The organism is Sulfitobacter sabulilitoris (assembly GCF_005887615.1).
GTDB classification, from domain to species: Bacteria; Pseudomonadota; Alphaproteobacteria; order Rhodobacterales; family Rhodobacteraceae; genus Sulfitobacter_E; species Sulfitobacter_E sabulilitoris.
The window spans coordinates 302,305-319,895 of the sequence record NZ_VANS01000002.1 but is presented as its reverse complement, the minus strand read 5'-3'; the positions used below and the strand labels follow the sequence as shown (position 1 = coordinate 319,895).

Below are 17,591 nucleotides of genomic sequence, written 5' to 3'. Positions count from 1 at the left end.
GGGCGTCAAATGTCGTAGCGTTTGCTGATCTTGTCGACGATCTGACCACTGTCGAGCCGGACCGCTTCGTCAAGGGCCCAGTCGCGGAAGCCACGGCTTTGATAGTAGGTCAGCCCGCCGTGGTTGTCCGCGCGGATCGTTGCGTTGATCCACGCGTATCCCAGTCGTTTGGCCGCTTTGGCATTGGCGTCGAACAAGGCCGATCCGATACCCAGACCCGCTTGCCCGATCTGTACGTAACTGGCGATGTCGCAGGCTTCTGGCGGAAGCTGGGGATGCGGCGCGATCCACTGAAACCCGACCACCTTGCCTTGGTCGTCGACCGCCACGTGCCACGCCGAGCGGTCGGCGTCTTCTGCCATCCATTCCGTGATGTCCTGCCCCGTCACTGGCCGGGTCAAGGCGGTGGTGCCACCGCGTTCGATTATGTCATTCAGCAAGCGCGCGATGTCGCGCGTATCGATCAAAAGAGCCGGTCGAACCATCATCCTCCCATCTGCTCCAGCAATTCGGCATGACGCGCAGTGAATTCACTGCGGGTCTCGACCGGGGGGCGCAAGACGATGCCAAGCCCTTCGATCAGCCTGGGATCGGGCGTGCCGAAGAATCTGGCGGCTTCGGACGCGGCAAAGCCCGCGATCTGGGTTGCCTCCATGAAGGCGCTGATTCTGTCGGCGCGCTTGATCTGCTTTTTGACCGATGCGGGGATCGCGGCAGGCAGGCCAAAGCGGATATGAATGGCCGCTGTCAGCCGTTCATCAAGCGCACCGTAGTCCGGCCCGACAGCCGCTTTGACCGGTGATATCATGTCACCGATCACATATTCCGGCGCATCGTGCAGAAGGGCCGCCAACCGCCATTTCGCAGGTGCCTTTGGCGTGATGCGCCCGAACAGCGTTTCGACAAGCAGCGAATGTTCGGCCACGGAATAGGCATAGTCACCATGTGTCTGCCCGTTCCAGCGCGCCACGAAGGCAAGGCCATGCGCGATGTCTTCGATCTCGATATCCACGGGCGTCGGATCAAGCAGATCAAGCCTGCGACCCGATAGCATTCTTTGCCATGCGCGGGGTTGCGGGGCCATGCAATATCTCCTGTGGGGGGCCAACGGTTTGGGAATGCGGGCGAAAATCTGGAACCCGCAGCGGGGTCTGACTGTTCATCCCACGAAGGAGATGATCATGAAACCCGTTTTTTCCGCTCTTGCGATCACGCTTGCACTGACAACCACCGCCACGGCCGATGAAGTGTGCATGGACGCGACCGAGATGAAAGCGGCGCTGTTCGAATGGTATGGTGAAACCCCGGTTGATCGCGCCGCCGCCGGCGATGCGCAGCTTTGGGCGTCCGAGGAGACGGGGACATGGACGATCATCCGGCCCCAGGGCGATGACAGAGCTTGCGTGATGGCGCAGGGGGATGACTGGATGGGTGGTGACAAGGCCTCCGATCTGGTGGCATCGCTCGACTGACCACATCTCATCACCTTAATTCATGTTGAAACGTCGCGATGCACCCCCTGCACTGCGGCGTTTCGACGATTGAGCCTTTACAGCTAAGGTGGTACGCCCGGATCAAATTCTTCCGAAGGGTCCGACCATGTCAAACGACTATATCGTAAAAGACATCAACCTTGCCGCATACGGGCGCAAGGAACTTGATATCGCAGAAACCGAAATGCCCGGCCTGATGGCATTGCGCGAGGAATACGGCACAAGCAAACCGCTCACGGGCGCGCGGATCGTCGGATCACTGCACATGACGATCCAGACGGCGGTCCTGATCGAGACGTTGACGGCGCTGGGTGCGGATGTGCGCTGGGCGTCGTGCAATATCTTCTCTACGCAGGATCACGCGGCCGCGGCGATTGCGGCGGGCGGTACACCCGTGTTCGCGATCAAGGGTCAAACACTGGTGGAGCATTGGGACTATCTTGACCGGTCGTTCATGTTCGAGGACGGCCCCAACATGATCCTAGACGATGGCGGCGATGCGACGCTTTACATCCTGACCGGCGCGCGGGTCGAAGCGGGCGAAGACGAGCTGATCGCGATTCCCAAATCCGAAGAGGAAGAGGCCGTTTTCGCGCAGATCAAAAAGCGGATGGCACAAAGCCCCGGCTGGTTCACCAGGATGCGCGATCAGATCCAGGGCGTTTCGGAGGAAACCACCACGGGCGTGCACCGGCTGTACGACCTGGTGAAACAGGGTCAGCTTCCGTTTCCGGCGATCAACGTCAATGACAGCGTCACCAAGTCCAAATTCGACAACAAGTACGGCTGCAAGGAATCGCTGGTCGATGGCATCCGCCGCGCCACCGACACCATGATGGCAGGCAAGGTCGCGGTCGTGATGGGTTACGGCGACGTTGGCAAGGGGTCGGCCGCATCGCTGCGGGGTGCCGGTGCGCGGGTCAAGGTGACCGAAGTCGATCCGATTTGCGCATTGCAGGCGGCAATGGATGGCTACGAAGTCGTCTTGCTGGAAGATGTCGTCAGCACCGCGGACATCTTTATCACCACGACCGGCAACAAGGATGTCGTCCGTATCGAGCACATGCGCGAGATGAAGGACATGGCGATCGTCGGGAACATCGGCCACTTCGATAATGAAATTCAGGTGGCGGCGCTTAAGAACCACAAGTGGACCAACATCAAGGAACAGGTGGACATGATCGAGATGCCAAGCGGCAATCGGCTTATCCTGCTGTCCGAGGGCCGCTTGCTGAACCTCGGCAACGCGACGGGTCATCCGTCGTTCGTGATGTCGGCGTCCTTTACCAACCAGGTGCTGGCCCAGATCGAGCTTTGGACCAAGGGCGATCAATACAAGAACGAGGTCTATATCCTGCCCAAGCATCTGGATGAAAAGGTCGCACGCCTGCATCTGGACCGGATCGGCGTCAAGCTGACCAAGCTGGACAGCGAACAGGCCGCGTATATCGGCGTCACGCCCGAAGGCCCGTTCAAGCCGGAACACTACCGGTATTGAGGACATGACGGACCCGCGCATTGAACGCACCGAGGGCAACGACGCGATCTATCGCTACATTCGAAGCGAGATCCAGTTCGAGCTGTCGCTAATCAATGCGCGGGTGAACTGGCTTGTCACCAGCCAAGCCTTTCTGTTTGTCCCGCTGACGCTGGGCGCCCGCGCGGGCGGCATCGGAGCATCGGTATATTACCCCGTCATCCCCGTTCTGGGGGTCATGATTTGTGGCTTGGTGCTGATTTCAGTGCTTGCCGCCGTGTGGCGCAGCCATCAGTGGCGCAAAAAGGCAAAGCAGGGCGACTATTCCGGCGAAGACAGCTTTGCCACCTTCGATATCGTCGTCCCGCATCAACCATTGATCCCCACGATGGGCCTGATCGGCGGGCTTGGCGTTCCGGTTGCGCTCGTCTCTGTCTGGATCTGGCTTTTGATGGCTCCTCCGGGTGTTTGACGCCTGTCCATGATATGGCGCGGTTGCCGCCCTTTGGACGCCTGCAAAAATTTCTTTTGCGACGACGGTTTAGACACTAGGATTTGGCGAGGGCCAGATAGTTTGGCCGAAAATCAAGGTGGGAGAATGATTTATGGGCAAGCGAGACGATTTGATCGCGAAATACGCAGAGGACCTGCGTACGAAATGTGGCATGACGCCGGACATGGACCTGCTGACAAAGGTGACAATCGGTTGCGGCCCCGCGATCTATAACGACGATGCGTCGACGGTCGCCGGAAGCCAGCCAAGCGAGCTTGCGACCATCAAGGAGAACTTCCTGGTAAAAAAGCTTGGCCTGCCGGATGGTCCGAACCTGATGGAGGCGATTGATTCCGTGATCGAAACCTACGGCAAGTCGGAGCGCAACAAATATCGGGCGGTGGTCTATTACATGCTGACAAAGCATTTCGGCAAGGAATCCGCTTACGGATGAACCCGCCCGAAGCAACCCCTGGAAGCGCCCGCCTGGTTAAGCGGGCGTTTCGTTTTTGGGTTGGTTTTGACCTACTCGAAAATTGAAAATCGGTCGGTGATAGGCTATCACTTGGTCATTCGGCCAGGATGGCCAGAACCAGTTTCGAACACGTGTGGTGGTTATGGGAGCACGTGGGGTGAGGAGGGGTTCTGGCGGGGTGCCGGGACCCTTTTCACGTTCACCGACCGCGCCTTCGGTCCGCGACAGGGTTATCGTGATCCCGGTAAAGGCACCGTGAAAATCTCCGCCTCATTCATTTCGCGAAAACGGTGCGCAATGTCCCCGTGGCGCCGGCGTCAGGGGGAAAGCCCTGCCAATTCGCAGATGATGCGCCATTCGTCTCGTGTGACCGGCTGCACCGACAGCCGCGAGTTGCGCACCAGAACCATGTCCGACAGTCGCGAATCATCCTTGATCCGGTCCAGCGTCACGGGTGTTTGGGCCGGTTGGACCGCCTTGATGTCCACGCACTCCCACCGCTCGTCGTCGGTGGTGCTGTCCTGATGCGCCTCTGCGACCACCTCGACCTTTCCGACGATCGCCTTCTCAGACTGCGAGTGGTAGAAAAACCCAAGATCGCCGACGGACATCTCGCGCATGAAATTGCGCGCCTGATAATTGCGCACACCGTCCCATTCCTCGCCGCCGTCGCCCTTGGCCACCTGGTCGTCCCAACTCCACGTGGACGGTTCGGATTTGAACAGCCAGTAGCGCATTACCCGATGACCCGTTTCCATTCGATCAACTGCACATCCGCAAACAGACCCGCCTTGGCATAGGGATCGTTCCGGGCCCAGTCTTCCGCGGCCTTCATGTCATCGACATCAAGGACGATCAGCGATCCCGCCATGCCGCCCGACCCGTCCAGCAACGGCCCTGCCTGTTGCACGACACCCGTGGCATTCAGATATTCCAGATGCGCGGGCCGGTTTTCTGTCCGGATCGGCAGGGCGCCTGCCTTGTCATGGGCGATAAGGGCTACAAGCATTCACTCTTCCTTCAGGGGGCGCGACAACAGGCGCTTCATGGCGGTTTTCATATCTAAGCGGTTCTCAAGCAGGGCTGCAACGACCGATGTGATGGGCATGTCCAGACCGTGGTCTTGGGCCATGTCGTGCACCGCTTGCGCGGTTGCGGCCCCTTCGACCGTGGTTTTGGCGTCAAAGCTGTTGCCCTCGCCCAAAGACCGCCCAAGCCGGTAATTCCGGGATTGTTCCGAGGTGCAGGTCAGCGTTAGGTCACCAAAACCCGACAGGCCCGCCAACGTTGTCGGATCCGCACCCAGATATTCGGCCAGACGCTGCATCTCCGCATATCCGCGTGTCATCAGGGCGGCGCGCGCGCTTTCCCCCAAACCGGCGCCCATCACGGCCCCGCAGGCTATGGCGATGACGTTTTTCAACGCGCCGCCCAGTTCCGCGCCGATGGTATCGGTGGTGCGGTAAATCCGCAGATTGGCGGTCGACAGGTCGTGCTGAAGGATCGCGCCGCGCTCGTCGTCGCCACATGCCAGCGTCAACGCGGTCGGCAATCCGCGCGCGATGTCGGCGGCAAAGCTCGGGCCGGTCAGAATGGCCGCCTCTGCGCCTGGGATCACGTCGCGAATGACGGACACTGGTCCGACACCGGTGCCCAGTTCCATTCCTTTGCAGCAAGCCACAAGCGTCTTGCCGCTCAGGATGTCGTGGTGACGGGTCAGGAAATCCCTCAGTTTTTGCATCGGAATCGCCAGCAAAACAGTCTCTGATCCAGAGATATCGCCCAAATCTCCGATAACCCGCAAGTCGTCGGGAAAAGGACAGCCGGGCAGCCGCAGTGTATTTTCCCGCGCGGCTTTCATATCGGCCACCTGGTCTGCGTCACGCGCCCAAAGCTGCACAGGCCGATCGTGAGATATCGAGATCGCCAGGGCCGTACCGAACGCGCCGGCACCCAGAATTGCAAGTGTCACGCCTTGGCTCCTTTTTTGCCGCTGCCCAGCATCGCCGGCCGGGTCGGATCCAACGGCCATCGCGGTCGTGCCGACAGCGCCAGATCGTCTGCGGGGTGCAGTGCCATACGCTCTATCGCCGCATAGGCAATCATCGCCGCATTGTCGGTACACAGCGCCAGCGGCGGGGCAACAAAACGGGCCGAAAACTTGGATGCAACCGTCTCTAAACCGGCGCGAATGGCGGAATTCGCCGCGACGCCGCCCGCCACGCACAGCGCCAGATCGGAGCCTGCGACGTCAGCATATAGGGTCATGGCCCGCCTGGTTTTTTCCGTCAGCACATCGACCACCGCCGCCTGAAACCCCGCGCTCAGATCGTATTGATCCTGTGCATGCAATCCGCCCTGATCGGCGACAAGGGCATCGCGCGTCCGCAGTACGGCAGTTTTCAACCCCGAAAAGGACAGATCGCAGCCTGCACGGTCCAGCAGCGGCCGGGGAAAGGCAAAGCGCGCCGGCTCACCCGATAGGGCGGCCTGCTCGATCGCGGGTCCGCCGGGCTGCGGCAGGCCCAAAAGCCGCGCGACCTTGTCGAACGCCTCGCCGGGGGCATCGTCGATCGTGCCGCCGACCCGGTCGAACCGATCCGGCCCATGCACGATCAGGAACTGGCAATGACCGCCCGAGACCAGCAGCATCAGATAGGGATATGTCACCGCATTGGTCAGTCGCGGGGTCAGCGCGTGACCGATCAAATGGTTGATCCCGTAAAGCGGCTTGCCGGTCGCCAGCGCGAGGCCCTTGGCGCACATCACACCCGACACGACACCGCCGATCAGCCCCGGCCCCGATGTGACGGCGATGCCATCGACCTGAGAAACGGAGATACCCGCCTCGGCCAGTGCCTGCTCGATGCAGTGATCAAGTTTTTCAGCATGGGCGCGGGCGGCGATTTCGGGAACCACGCCGCCGAACGCCGCATGCAGGGCGGTTTGGCCAAAGACGACGGAGGACAAGACCCGCGGCGCCGAACCGACCGGTTGGCACACGACAGCGGCCGCCGTATCGTCGCAGCTGCTTTCCAATCCCAATATCGTAACGGTATGTGACACCGGCTGTTTCCGTTGCAAGACCTACCTGCCGCAGGTAACACCCTAGGCCATGTCAAACAATCCCACCGGACCCATCGGCAGCCCCGAGATCGTGATGATCCTGACCCGACCGGAAGGGACCGGCGATGCCTTTGTCGGGCAGATTTCGGAAGGTATCCGGGCGCGGTTGCGCCTTGTCCAGTCGCCTTTGATCGGGATCGAGCCCTTGGGCGGCCCCGTCGATCTGACCGGAGTGTCCGCCGTTATCCTGACATCGGCGAACGCCGTGAGGCATGCACCGAAAGGGCAGGGGATCAGAGCCTACTGCGTGGGCGAAATCACCACGCAGGCCGCGCGCGACAATGGTTGGGACGCCGTGTTTGCCGGGGAGGAGGCGACAGCCCTCATCGATTACCTCTCGGCACAGCCGTCCCGCGAAGATCTGCTGCACCTCTCGGGCTTGCATCATCGCGTGGATATCGCCGGTGCATTGCGCAGTGCGGGCATTTCCGCGCGACATCGGGCGATCTACGACCAAAAACTGCTGCCTTTGTCGCCGGCCGCACAAGATGCGTTGCGCGCGAACAGTGCGCCGGTGATCGCACCGCTGTTTTCACCGCGCACCGCCGCGCAATTCGTGACCGAGGCGTCCAGCCTGCGAAATGTGCACATCGTCGCGCTGAGCGAAGCGGTTGCAGACCGTGTCCTGGGCAGGGGCGCAATCGATGTGACGGTTGCCCGGGCGCCAACCCGGTCGGAAATGGTGCAAAGTGTTGAAAACCTTGTCCGCCGCATCAGCTTGGGTTGAGGGGACACTGCGCGCCGAGTAAGGTTGTGCAAATTTATCGGTCCCTTTGGGTCAGAATCGAAAAGGTGGGCGTGGTGGCGAAAGCGAAAAAACCGGTGACAAAGGCGCAAACGGATCCTGTCGATGACACCGGCAAGATCGAAGCAACTGCGGACGCACCGCAGTCTCAGGAAGATACCCCCGAACCCGCAATCGCCGATGCCATGCCCGACGAAGCCGCCCCAAAGGATCAAGCGGACGCCGCCCGGAATACAGATGACGCGGTGAGCGAAGATAAAACCGCACCTGTGGGCGAACCGGATGCCCCCGCCGAAAAAAGCGAAGCCGAAGACGCCAAGGCCGTTGGCGGCAATGACGCAGGTCCCTGGACCCCGAAACCGAAGGACGAGCCAGCGTCAGAGCACCCTATGCCCGTTCCCGTTGCGGCGGAACAGCGGGGCGGGGGCGTTTTGGCCTTTCTGTTTGCCGGCGTGATTGTCGCGCTTTTGGGGTTCATCGCCGGGCGGTCCGATGTGATCGACCCCTATCTGCCCGCAGCGATGCAACGCGAGATACCTGACTTGTCCGCGCTCGAGGCGCAATCACAGGATCAGGCGGCGCGCCTTGCGGCGCTGGAGCAGTCCGTGGCGGATGCGGCAAGTACCGTGACACCGCAAGATGACAGTGCCATCGACGATCTGAGCGTCACGATCGAGGCGTTGGACCGTGCCATTGCGGATGCATCCGCGCGGATCGACAGCTTGGAGGCGCGGCCCGTCCCAAGCGTGACGGAAGGCGACAGTGACGCCAATCAAGCGCTCCGGCAGGAGCTGGCGCAGTTGCAGGCGTCGGTTGCCGAGCAACGTGACGAAATCTCGGCCCTGGTCGAAACCGCCCGCGCGGTCGAGGATAACACGGAACAAATGGCGCAGAAGACACTGGCACGCGCGGCGCTGAGCCGGGTAATTTCGGCAGTGGACAGCGGCAAACCCTATGCTCCGGCCCTTGCCGATCTGTCGCAGACCGGGCAGGTCGACGTGCCGCAAGAGCTGGCCGGTGCGGCAGACACCGGCGTGCCGACCCTGAATGCCCTGGTAGAACGGTTTCCCGACGCCGCCCGCGCCGCACTCGCGGCCGCGCGGACAGCCGGAGAGGGGCAGGACGAGAGCGGTCTTGCCGGGTTCCTCAAGCAGCAGCTTGGCGCGCGGTCGGTCACGCCCCGCGAAGGATCGGATACCGATGCGATCCTGTCGCGGGCCGAACCCGCGTTGCGCGATGGCCGCCTGTCCGATGCGCTGGCCGAGCTTGATGCCCTGTCCGATCCTGCGCGCGCGGCGATGTCCGACTGGCTGTCGGATGCACACGCGCGGCAAGACGTTCAAAACGCTGCTGAAACTCTGGCGCAACGCCTGACGACGAACTGAGGAACCCCATCATGCTGTGGTCACTGATCAAGATTATTGTGTTTGTCGGCGCGGTCGCGCTTTTGGCTTTGGGTGCGGGCTATCTGCTGGAAAGCCAGGGCGGCGTGCAGGTCACCGTCATGGGAAGCGAATTCACCTTTGGTCCGTTGCAATCGGTCATCGCGATCGTTCTGCTGGTCGTCGCGGTCTGGGTGTTTCTCAAGCTGGTTGGCTTGCTGTACGCGACGTTGCGGTTTCTCAACGGCGACGAAACGGCATTGTCGCGCTATTTCGACCGGAATCGCGAACGCAAAGGGTTTCAGGCTTTGTCCGAAGGGCTGATGGCATTGGCCAGTGGTGAAGGGCGTCTTGCGATGGCCAAGGCCGCCAAGGCCGAGCGTTACCTGAACAAGCCCGATCTGACGAACCTGCTGACCGCACAGGCGGCGGAAATCGCCGGGGACCGCCGCAAGGCCGAGGAAACGTACAGGAAACTCGTGGCCAATGAAGCGACCCGTTTCGTCGGAGTGCGGGGCATTCTCAAGCAGAAGCTGGCAGATGGCGATACCGAGACCGCCTTGAAGCTGGCGGAAAAGGCGTTTGCCCTGAAGCCCAAGCACGAGGAAACCCAAGATGTTCTGCTGCGCCTGCAAGCGCAGAAAGAGGACTGGCACGGTGCGCGCCAGACTTTGAGCGCCAAGCTGAAATACGGCAGCCTCCCACGGGATGTGCACAAGCGCCGCGATGCCGTTCTGGCCCTGTCGGAAGCAAAGGACGTCATCGCCGAGGATGCCACGATCGAGGCCCGCGAAGCCGCGATCGAAGCCAATCGGCTGTCGCCAGACCTTATTCCGGCGGCAGTCATGGCCGCGAAAAGCTATATTGCGAAAGGCAAACCACGCTATGCCGTGCGCGTGCTGAAAAAGGCATGGGAGGCCCACCCGCATCCCGATCTGGCCGCCACCTTCGCATCCATCGAGCCGGACGAGACGCCCGCTCAACGGCTCAAGCGGTTCACCGCGCTGACCCGTCTGCGCCACGATCATCCAGAGGCCCGGATGCTGTTGGCCGAACTGCACATCGCGAACGAGGATTTCCCGTCAGCGCGCCGCGCGCTGGGCGATCTTGTCGAAACGCATCCGACGGTGCGGTCGGTCACGCTCATGGCGGCGATCGAGCGGGGCGAGGGCGCGTCCGACACAGTGGTGAAGGGATGGTTGGCGCGCGCATTGACGGTGTCGCGCGGACCGCAATGGATCTGCGACAACTGCCACCACATTCATACCAACTGGGTGCCGATCTGCGAAAACTGCGAGAGTTTCGACACGCTGTCATGGAAAACGCCGCCACTGTCGGAAATGGCAATGCCCGGCGGTGTGCAGATGTTGCCGCTGATTGTCGGCGTTCTTGAAGACAAAAAGACCGATGTCCCCGTCGCGACGGACCTGCAAAAGACAGAACCGCCGATTGAGGACGCGGAACTTATCGAGGACGACACGCCGCAAGGCACGACGGCAAAGCCTGCCTGATCCGGCGGACGAAAAAGCCGCCGAAGACTGGCTTCGGCGGCTTCATCATGTGCTCAGTTGCAATGGCTTTATGCCGCTGTCTTGCTCTGATGCTTCAAAAGCTCAAGCAGCTTCTCGGCAGCTTCCTCGCTTGATGCCGGGTTCTGGCCCGTCACAAGCGTACCGTCCACAACGACGAACGATGACCAGTCATCGCCTTTGACGTACTCACCCCCGTTTTCGGCCAGCATATTCTCAAGCAGGAACGGCACAACATCCGTCAAGCCGACAGCATCCTCTTCGCTGTTCGAGAAGCCCGTGACGCGTTTGCCGGATACCAGTGGTTTGCCGTCCTGCCCTTTGGTGTGGCGAAACACGGCGGGGGCGTGACACACGGCACCGATTGGTCGATTGCTTGCTTCGAAGGCTTCGATCAGCTTCTTGCTGTCCGCGCTTTCGGCCAGATCCCACATCGGACCGTGACCGCCGGGGTAGAAAACCGCATCGAAATCGTCCGCATTCACATCCGCCAGCTTTTTGGTGTGCGCCAGCGCCTCTTGTGCGGCTGCGTCGGACTTGAAGCGTTTCGTCGCGTCAGTCTGTGCATCTTCGGTATCGCTTTTGGGGTCAAGCGGCGGTTGACCGCCCTTGGGCGATGCCAGCACGATTTCTGCGCCGGCGTCCTTGAGGGTGTAATAAGGCGCCGCGAACTCCTCGAGCCAAAAACCGGTCTTTTCTCCGGTGTTGCCAAGGGTGTCATGCGACGTCAGGACCATAAGAATATTCATCTGCGGCTCCTTTCAAGAAAATTTGTGGGTCAGACCGCGCGGGGCGCCGCCTGATGTTCACTGGCTCAACGACCAACGGCGGCCTTGCGTTCCATAGCGGCGGGGTAACGTGGCGTCGGTCGCGGTTTGAAGGTGCGGTGCCGTGAGTCCGGTGATGTTTCCAGATCGTCCGAGGGCGGATTCACGCAATTCCCATCGGTCGGCATTTGCCGCATCGCGGAAAACTTATAGAACAAGACCCAAGCCGCGTTCGCTCCGCTCAGGCTGTGCTTTCGATCCAGGCCGGTGTGAAAGCGGCCCGGTGACGATCGCGTTCGCCCACCCCAGGAGCGCCTTGGGGTTCCATCCGTCCTGCCGTCGTCAGGTTGAAGCCTTTTCAGCTTTGGCATGGCCCCCTCGGAGCATCGGCTTCTCGGGCATCGATTTGAGAATGAACTACGATGAAACTGAGCGGTCCTTTCCTGTTTATCCTCGCCACGTTGATGATCGATGCCATCGGCGTGGGCATCGTTTTCCCTATCATGCCCGACCTGATGGAACGTGTCGGCGCAGGCAGCACCGCGGAAGGCGCGCTTTGGGGTGGAATCATGATGTCGGCCTATGCGGCGGCCATGTTCCTGTTCGGTCCGATCATCGGAAGCCTGTCGGATGCCTGGGGGCGCAGGCCAATATTGATCGCGGCACTGATCACGCTGACGATTGATTACGTCATCATGGCAATGGCGGATGCATACTGGTTGCTGCTGGTGGGCCGCATCATCGCGGGGATGGCAGGGGCCACGTATATCACGGCGACGGCCTATATTTCCGACATCGCCAGACCCGAGCAACGCGGCGCGGCATTTGGCATGATCGGTGCGGCATTCGGCATCGGTTTCGTCTTTGGTCCGGCCCTTGGCGGTGTCGCGTCCGGATGGCACATAACGGCGCCTTTCTGGATCGCGGCCGCGCTGTCGGCGCTGAACGTGGCCTTTGGCGTCTCCATCTTGCCCGAATCCCTCAAACCGGAAAACCGGCGACCCTTCGGCAAGCGTGACCTCAACCCATTCGGGACCATTGCCAGGGCTTTCGTGATCCCGGGGCTCGCGATCCCACTGATCTGTATCTTCGTGTTCGAATTCGCAAACATGGTCTATCCGACGCTCTGGGCGTTCTGGGGGCGCGAAGTCTTTGGCTGGGACGGGTTCACGATCGGGCTGACCCTGTCCGCCTACGGACTGTTGATTGCGGCGATACAGGGCGGTGTCCTGCCTCACCTCACCAAGCGGTTGGGCGATTACAGGACCCTGATCATTGCGACAATTGCCTGCGTGATCGGGTTGGTCGGATTCGGGTTTTCCGCCACGGTCTGGGCCGTCGCGGTATTTCTGCCGATTGCCGCCCTGTCGGATATGGCCCCGCCGCTGATGACCGCATTCGCGGCCAACCGGGTTGGCGAAGACCAGCAGGGCCTGGTGCAAGGCGTAATCGCGTCACTTGCGTCAATCGCGGCCGTCGCGGCCCCGCTGGTTCTGACCGGCGTGTTCGAACATTTCGTGGACAGCGAAGGCATCTATTTCCCGGGCGTGCCTTTTCTGCTTGCTGCGGTGCTCATCGTGGCAATCCTGCCGCTGGTTTTGCGCCTGCGGACTGCGGGTTCAAAACTGACGGCAAGCGGCTGATCTCTGCGCTCTTTGCATCAATCATTCTCATGGCTCGGCTGTCTGGGCAACGACGGGAGACAGTCATTTTCCTGATCCAAGCCCCTCGCCGTCGTGCGACGGCTTGAAGTCCGTTTCTCAAGACTATGGCGTCCCTAAAGAGAGCGTCTTTATCGTGGGTGAGTACGTGCAGTAGGAACTGCCTGAGCACGTGCAGATGGGTCGTGCCTGCGCACTCCTACAGGACATCAAAAATCCAGATTTTCCACATTGAGCGCATTCTTCTGGATGAATTCCCGACGGGGTTCGACGACATCGCCCATCAGCTTGGTGAACAGGTCATCCGCTTCCGCCATGTCGTCGATTTTCACCCGCAGTAGTGTCCGGGCATCCGGGTCCAGCGTCGTCTCCCAAAGCTGGTCGGGGTTCATCTCGCCCAGGCCTTTGTAGCGTTGCAGCGACAACCCTTTTTCCCCTTCGGCAAGGATAGCGTCCAGCAAATCCATCGGACCGTAGATCATCTGGCTGCGATCCTTGCGGATCAGTTTCGCGGGCCGGTCATAAACGTCCTGAAGGCTTTTGGTGAAGCTTCCTGTGCGCTTGGCCTCGCCGCCGCGCAAAATGCGACCATCAAGCGTGCGCACCTCTTCGACACCGCGCAGGATACGGGCCAGACGGATGCCGTGATCCTGTGTGATCCGTCCCTGCCAGCCGCGTTCGTATTCCAGCGCGATCAGGTTCAGTCGTTCGGCGACCTTGTCCGCGGTGCCTTGCAGATCGGCATCGACGACACCGGGCGCAAAGGCGCCGGCAATTGCCGCCTGTTCCAGGATATGACGCGGATAATGGGTTGGAAACGCATCCAGAACGCGCCGCATCTGGCGCGCCTGATCCACCACGCGGGCCAGATCCTGCCCCGTGATCTCTTCGCCGTTGCCTTGCTTGAGCATCGCCCCCTCGATCCCCTGATGGATCAGGTAGTCCTGCATCGCGGCCTCGTCCTTGAGGTACACCTCGGATTTTCCACGCGACACTTTGTAAAGCGGTGGCTGCGCGATGTAGAGGTGACCGTGTTCGATCAGTTCGGGCATCTGGCGATAGAAGAACGTCAGCAGCAGCGTCCGGATGTGCGCGCCGTCGACGTCGGCGTCGGTCATGATGACGATCTTGTGGTAGCGCAGCTTGGAAAGGTTGAATTCGTCGCGTCCGATTCCGGTGCCAAGCGCCATGACGAGGTTGCCAATTTCCTGACTGCCCAGCATCCGGTCAAAGCGCGCACGCTCCACATTCAGGATCTTGCCTTTGAGCGGCAGGATCGCTTGCGTCTGGCGGTCGCGTCCGGTCTGCGCCGATCCGCCCGCGCTGTCACCCTCGACCAGGAACACTTCGGTCTTTGAAGGGTCCTTTTCCGAACAGTCCTTGAGCTTGCCGGCAAGGAAATTCACGTCCATCGCCGTCTTGCGGCGGGTCAGATCGCGGGCCTTGCGCGCCGCCTCGCGGGCATGGGCCGCCTCGATGATCTTGCCCACGACGATCCGCGCTTCGTTGGGATTTTCCTCGAACCATTCGGACAGCTTTTCATTCACCAGGCCCTCGACGGCCGGGCGCACTTCGGAGCTGACCAGCTTGTCCTTGGTCTGAGAGCTGAACTTGGGGTCCGGCACCTTGACCGACAGCACACAGGTCAGCCCCTCGCGTGCGTCGTCGCCGGTAAAGCTGACCTTTTCCTTCTTCGCGATCCCGCTCGACTGGGCATAGTTGTTGATCGTACGGGTCAGGGCACCCCGAAAGCCCGCCAAATGGGTGCCGCCATCGCGCTGCGGGATATTGTTGGTGAAGGGCAGGACGTTTTCGTGATAGCTGTCATTCCACCACATCGCGACCTCGACGCCTATATCGTCTTTCTCGCCGGTGATGAAAATCGGTTCCGGCATGACGGAGCTCTTGTGCCGGTCGAGGTATTTGACGAATTCCTTCACGCCCCCTTCGTAGAACAACTCTGACTTCAGCGGCTCTTCGGGGCGTTCGTCAATCAGGATGATGCGCACGCCAGAGTTCAGAAAGGCCAGTTCGCGCAGCCGCTTTTCCAACGTCTCAAAGTTATAGTCGAGGTTGGAAAACGTGTCTGTCGAGGCCATGAAGCGAACCTCGGTGCCGGTGCGATCCGTCGGGCCGACCACCTCCAGGTGCTTGACGGTAAACCCGCCCTCGAACCGGGCGATATGTTCCTTGCCCTCGCGCCAGATGCGCAGTTCCAGCCAGTCCGACAGCGCATTGACGACGGAAACGCCGACCCCGTGCAAGCCGCCCGACACCTTGTAGGAGTTGCTGTCGAATTTGCCGCCCGCGTGCAGTTGGGTCATGATGACCTCGGCCGCCGATACGCCTTCTTCCTCGTGGATGCCGACCGGAATTCCGCGACCATTGTCACTCACCGAAACCGAACTGTCATCGTGGATTGTGACCGTCACCGCGTCCGCGTGACCGGCCAGCGCCTCGTCTATGCCGTTGTCCACGACTTCGTACACCATGTGGTGCAGGCCCGACCCGTCATCGGTATCCCCGATATACATGCCCGGGCGCTTGCGAACTGCCTCCAACCCCTTGAGAACCTTGATGGAATTTGCGCCATACTCTTCGGGGATTTTTTCGTCTTCGGACATGCCGTGATACCTTCGTATTTTTACGATTTTATACGATTTTCTGGGGGGGATGTCACGCCGAAGCCACAAGATTTTGTGTCATATGAGCGGGATCAGCACCCCGACGAGAATCAGGAGGTTGCCGGAGGTGATATTGATCCGGCGCAGGGCCGAAGGCGCGGTCATCAGCGCCCTGATCCGGCCAACGCAGGCAGCCATCACAAGATTGCCGATCATCGGAATCGCGACCGAAACCGCCAGGATCGCGGCGATGTCCGGCGCGGTCACCACGCGCAGATCGAAAAATCCGGGCAGCACGCCCATGTAGAACAGCACCGCCTTGGGATTGCCGAGGATCGCGATCACGCCGGCCGCGAACCCGGCCCAAAGCCCTGGTCGCGTCAGGCGAGTGTCGGTCGAGATCCCGTCGCCGGCATGCCGGATCAGCGCCAGCCCCATGACGACGAAGACACCGCTTGCGATCCAAGTCAGCACGGCCATGAACACGTCGAACACCGACAGGATCCAGGTAATGCCCAGTATTGCGACCAGCGGCCAGATCAGATCGCCGATCGCCACCCCCAGCGCCAGCGGCCACGCGGCCGCGAACCCGCCCGACAAGGCGCGCGCCATCAACGCCAGCCACACAGGGCCCGGCGTCAGGAACAAGATCACAAGCGCCCCGCAATACAGCATCAGATCGGCACCCGATATGGTCATGGGGCGGCGTTCTCCACCTGCGACACGCCGGCCTGTTCGGTGACTTGCAGGTATTGCGCACGCGGGCCCAGTGCGTCGAACAGGTTCAGGTCGGTGCCCGTCATCCACGCCTGCGCACCCAAGGCGCAGATTTCGTCATAAAGCGCGGCGCGCCTTTGTGTATCCAGATGGGCAGCGACCTCATCCAGCAGCAACAGCGGCGGTGCCCCGAAATCCTGCGCCAGCGCACGTGCATTCGCGAGGATCAGCGACACGAGCAAGGCCTTTTGCTCGCCCGTCGAACAGTCGCGGGCCGGAACGTTCTTGGCCGTGTAGACCGCCAGCAAATCGGCACGATGCGGCCCGATCAGGCTGCGCCCGGCGGCCATGTCACGCGCGCGACTGTCCGCCAAAGCCTGCCGGAGCGCGCCGGCGTCCGCTGGCATCTCGCCCTCCGTATGCACCAGATCCAGTGTCGCGGTGGGAAAAGCCGTCGCGGCCCCGTCCTGTGCGACGCGCAACTGCTTGAGCGCCGACAGCCTGTTGGCGTGGATGACGGCACCGGCCTCTGCCATCTGCGCCTCGAGCGCCCCATACCACGCCGGATCGCGGACCATGTCTTTCAACAGGCGGTTGCGTTCGCGCATCGCTTTTTCATAGGCCAGCGATGTTTGTGCGTGATCGGGCTCAAAGCTCAGCGTCATCCGGTCCAGGAACCTCCGCCGCCCGTCAGCCCCCTCTATCCAGAGCCTGTCCATCGACGGCACCAGCCACAGCACACGCGCAATCCGGCCCAACGCCACCTGGGGCGCGGATTTTCCGTCGATCCGAGTTTGCCGGGCGGCACCGTTTTCGGACCAGATCTCGATCTCATGCGTCTGATGAAGGCAGGTCAGTATGCCGGACACCTTCCACCCCAGCGCTTCGGGGCGCCGGGTCATGTCCTCGGCGCTTGACCGTCGCAGGCCACGGCCCGGCGACAGCAGCGATATCGCTTCGAGGATGTTCGTCTTGCCCGCCCCATTGGGCCCGAAGATCGCGACAGGCCGCGCATCGCAGTCGATCCGCGCCACGACGTGTGACCGGAAATGCGACAGCTTCAGATGGGATAGGTACAACCCCGACATGGCGCTAGCCGTTG

General features: G+C 61.3%; 18 protein-coding genes. 8 read left to right on the top strand and 10 right to left on the bottom strand.

Annotated features, from left to right (window positions below; all coding sequences use genetic code 11):
* Window positions 1–5 precede the first annotated feature (5 nt).
* Window positions 6–488: a GNAT family N-acetyltransferase gene (locus tag FDT80_RS09885; protein ID WP_138662122.1), complete on the bottom strand. Its 483-nt coding sequence runs from the start codon at window positions 486–488 to the stop codon at window positions 6–8.
* The gene (locus FDT80_RS09880; RefSeq protein ID WP_138662121.1) at window positions 485–1,084 is read right to left on the bottom strand and encodes an HD domain-containing protein; all 600 of its coding nucleotides are present in this window, start codon (window positions 1,082–1,084) and stop codon (window positions 485–487) included. Before FDT80_RS09880 ends, FDT80_RS09885 begins: the two co-directional genes overlap by 4 nt.
* Window positions 1,085–1,181: 97 nt before the next feature.
* Here FDT80_RS09880 and FDT80_RS09875 point away from each other — a divergent pair, with 97 nt between their 5' ends.
* The 4 genes from FDT80_RS09875 (at window position 1,182) to FDT80_RS09860 (ending at window position 3,917) form a co-directional block, all read left to right on the top strand.
* Window positions 1,182–1,472: an S-adenosyl-L-homocysteine hydrolase gene (locus FDT80_RS09875; protein WP_246039918.1), complete on the top strand. Its 291-nt coding sequence runs from the start codon at window positions 1,182–1,184 to the stop codon at window positions 1,470–1,472.
* A 127-nt stretch (window positions 1,473–1,599) separates the two neighbouring features.
* Window positions 1,600–2,991 (top strand): adenosylhomocysteinase, encoded by a 1,392-nt coding sequence (gene ahcY, locus FDT80_RS09870; RefSeq protein ID WP_138662119.1) that lies wholly within the window; start codon window positions 1,600–1,602, stop codon window positions 2,989–2,991.
* 4 nt (window positions 2,992–2,995) lie between these two features.
* Complete coding sequence (locus FDT80_RS09865) at window positions 2,996–3,442, top strand: hypothetical protein (protein WP_138662118.1); 447 nt, start codon at window positions 2,996–2,998, stop codon at window positions 3,440–3,442.
* A gap of 133 nt (window positions 3,443–3,575) precedes the next feature.
* Entirely contained in the window at window positions 3,576–3,917 is a 342-nt protein-coding gene (locus tag FDT80_RS09860) for a DUF2853 family protein (protein ID WP_138662117.1), read from the top strand.
* A gap of 338 nt (window positions 3,918–4,255) precedes the next feature.
* Here FDT80_RS09860 and FDT80_RS09855 read toward each other — a convergent pair whose 3' ends face one another.
* Genes FDT80_RS09855 through tsaD form a run of 4 tightly spaced genes read right to left on the bottom strand, consistent with a single transcriptional unit; the run spans window position 4,256 to window position 7,004 of the window.
* Window positions 4,256–4,675: an EVE domain-containing protein gene (locus FDT80_RS09855; protein WP_138662116.1), complete on the bottom strand. Its 420-nt coding sequence runs from the start codon at window positions 4,673–4,675 to the stop codon at window positions 4,256–4,258.
* The gene (locus FDT80_RS09850; protein WP_138662115.1) at window positions 4,675–4,947 is read right to left on the bottom strand and encodes a YciI family protein; all 273 of its coding nucleotides are present in this window, start codon (window positions 4,945–4,947) and stop codon (window positions 4,675–4,677) included. The genes FDT80_RS09855 and FDT80_RS09850 overlap by 1 nt, the downstream gene beginning before the upstream one ends.
* On the bottom strand, window positions 4,948–5,910 hold the full coding sequence (locus tag FDT80_RS09845; protein WP_138662114.1) for an NAD(P)H-dependent glycerol-3-phosphate dehydrogenase: 963 nt from the start codon (window positions 5,908–5,910) through the stop codon (window positions 4,948–4,950). It lies immediately after the preceding gene.
* A complete protein-coding gene (gene tsaD, locus FDT80_RS09840) occupies window positions 5,907–7,004 on the bottom strand; it encodes a tRNA (adenosine(37)-N6)-threonylcarbamoyltransferase complex transferase subunit TsaD (protein WP_138662113.1) in 1,098 nt (365 codons plus the stop codon). Before tsaD ends, FDT80_RS09845 begins: the two co-directional genes overlap by 4 nt.
* A gap of 49 nt (window positions 7,005–7,053) precedes the next feature.
* Between tsaD and FDT80_RS09835 the strand changes: the two genes are divergently transcribed.
* The 3 genes from FDT80_RS09835 to FDT80_RS09825 all read left to right on the top strand — a co-directional run bounded on the left by FDT80_RS09835 (window position 7,054) and on the right by FDT80_RS09825 (window position 10,702).
* Window positions 7,054–7,791 (top strand): uroporphyrinogen-III synthase, encoded by a 738-nt coding sequence (locus FDT80_RS09835; RefSeq protein ID WP_138662112.1) that lies wholly within the window; start codon window positions 7,054–7,056, stop codon window positions 7,789–7,791.
* 74 nt (window positions 7,792–7,865) lie between these two features.
* Window positions 7,866–9,194 carry a COG4223 family protein gene (locus FDT80_RS09830; RefSeq protein WP_212733849.1) on the top strand — a complete coding sequence of 443 codons (1,329 nt, stop codon included), beginning with the start codon at window positions 7,866–7,868 and terminating at the stop codon, window positions 9,192–9,194.
* An 11-nt stretch (window positions 9,195–9,205) separates the two neighbouring features.
* Window positions 9,206–10,702 (top strand): heme biosynthesis protein HemY, encoded by a 1,497-nt coding sequence (locus tag FDT80_RS09825; protein ID WP_138662110.1) that lies wholly within the window; start codon window positions 9,206–9,208, stop codon window positions 10,700–10,702.
* A gap of 68 nt (window positions 10,703–10,770) precedes the next feature.
* Here FDT80_RS09825 and FDT80_RS09820 read toward each other — a convergent pair whose 3' ends face one another.
* A complete protein-coding gene (locus tag FDT80_RS09820; RefSeq protein ID WP_138662109.1) occupies window positions 10,771–11,469 on the bottom strand; it encodes a type 1 glutamine amidotransferase domain-containing protein in 699 nt (232 codons plus the stop codon).
* 440 nt (window positions 11,470–11,909) lie between these two features.
* On the opposite strand from FDT80_RS09820, the gene FDT80_RS09815 reads away from it, so the two are divergent.
* On the top strand, window positions 11,910–13,130 hold the full coding sequence (locus FDT80_RS09815; RefSeq protein ID WP_138662108.1) for an MFS transporter: 1,221 nt from the start codon (window positions 11,910–11,912) through the stop codon (window positions 13,128–13,130).
* A gap of 227 nt (window positions 13,131–13,357) precedes the next feature.
* Here the strand turns inward: FDT80_RS09815 and gyrB are convergent, their stop codons facing one another.
* The 3 genes from gyrB to recF all read right to left on the bottom strand — a co-directional run bounded on the left by gyrB (window position 13,358) and on the right by recF (window position 17,577).
* On the bottom strand, window positions 13,358–15,772 hold the full coding sequence (gene gyrB / locus FDT80_RS09810; RefSeq protein WP_138662107.1) for a DNA topoisomerase (ATP-hydrolyzing) subunit B: 2,415 nt from the start codon (window positions 15,770–15,772) through the stop codon (window positions 13,358–13,360).
* Between the two features lie 78 nt (window positions 15,773–15,850).
* A complete protein-coding gene (locus tag FDT80_RS09805; protein WP_138662106.1) occupies window positions 15,851–16,471 on the bottom strand; it encodes a LysE family translocator in 621 nt (206 codons plus the stop codon).
* On the bottom strand, window positions 16,468–17,577 hold the full coding sequence (gene recF / locus FDT80_RS09800) for a DNA replication/repair protein RecF (protein ID WP_138662105.1): 1,110 nt from the start codon (window positions 17,575–17,577) through the stop codon (window positions 16,468–16,470). Before recF ends, FDT80_RS09805 begins: the two co-directional genes overlap by 4 nt.
* Window positions 17,578–17,591: the final 14 nt, after the last annotated feature.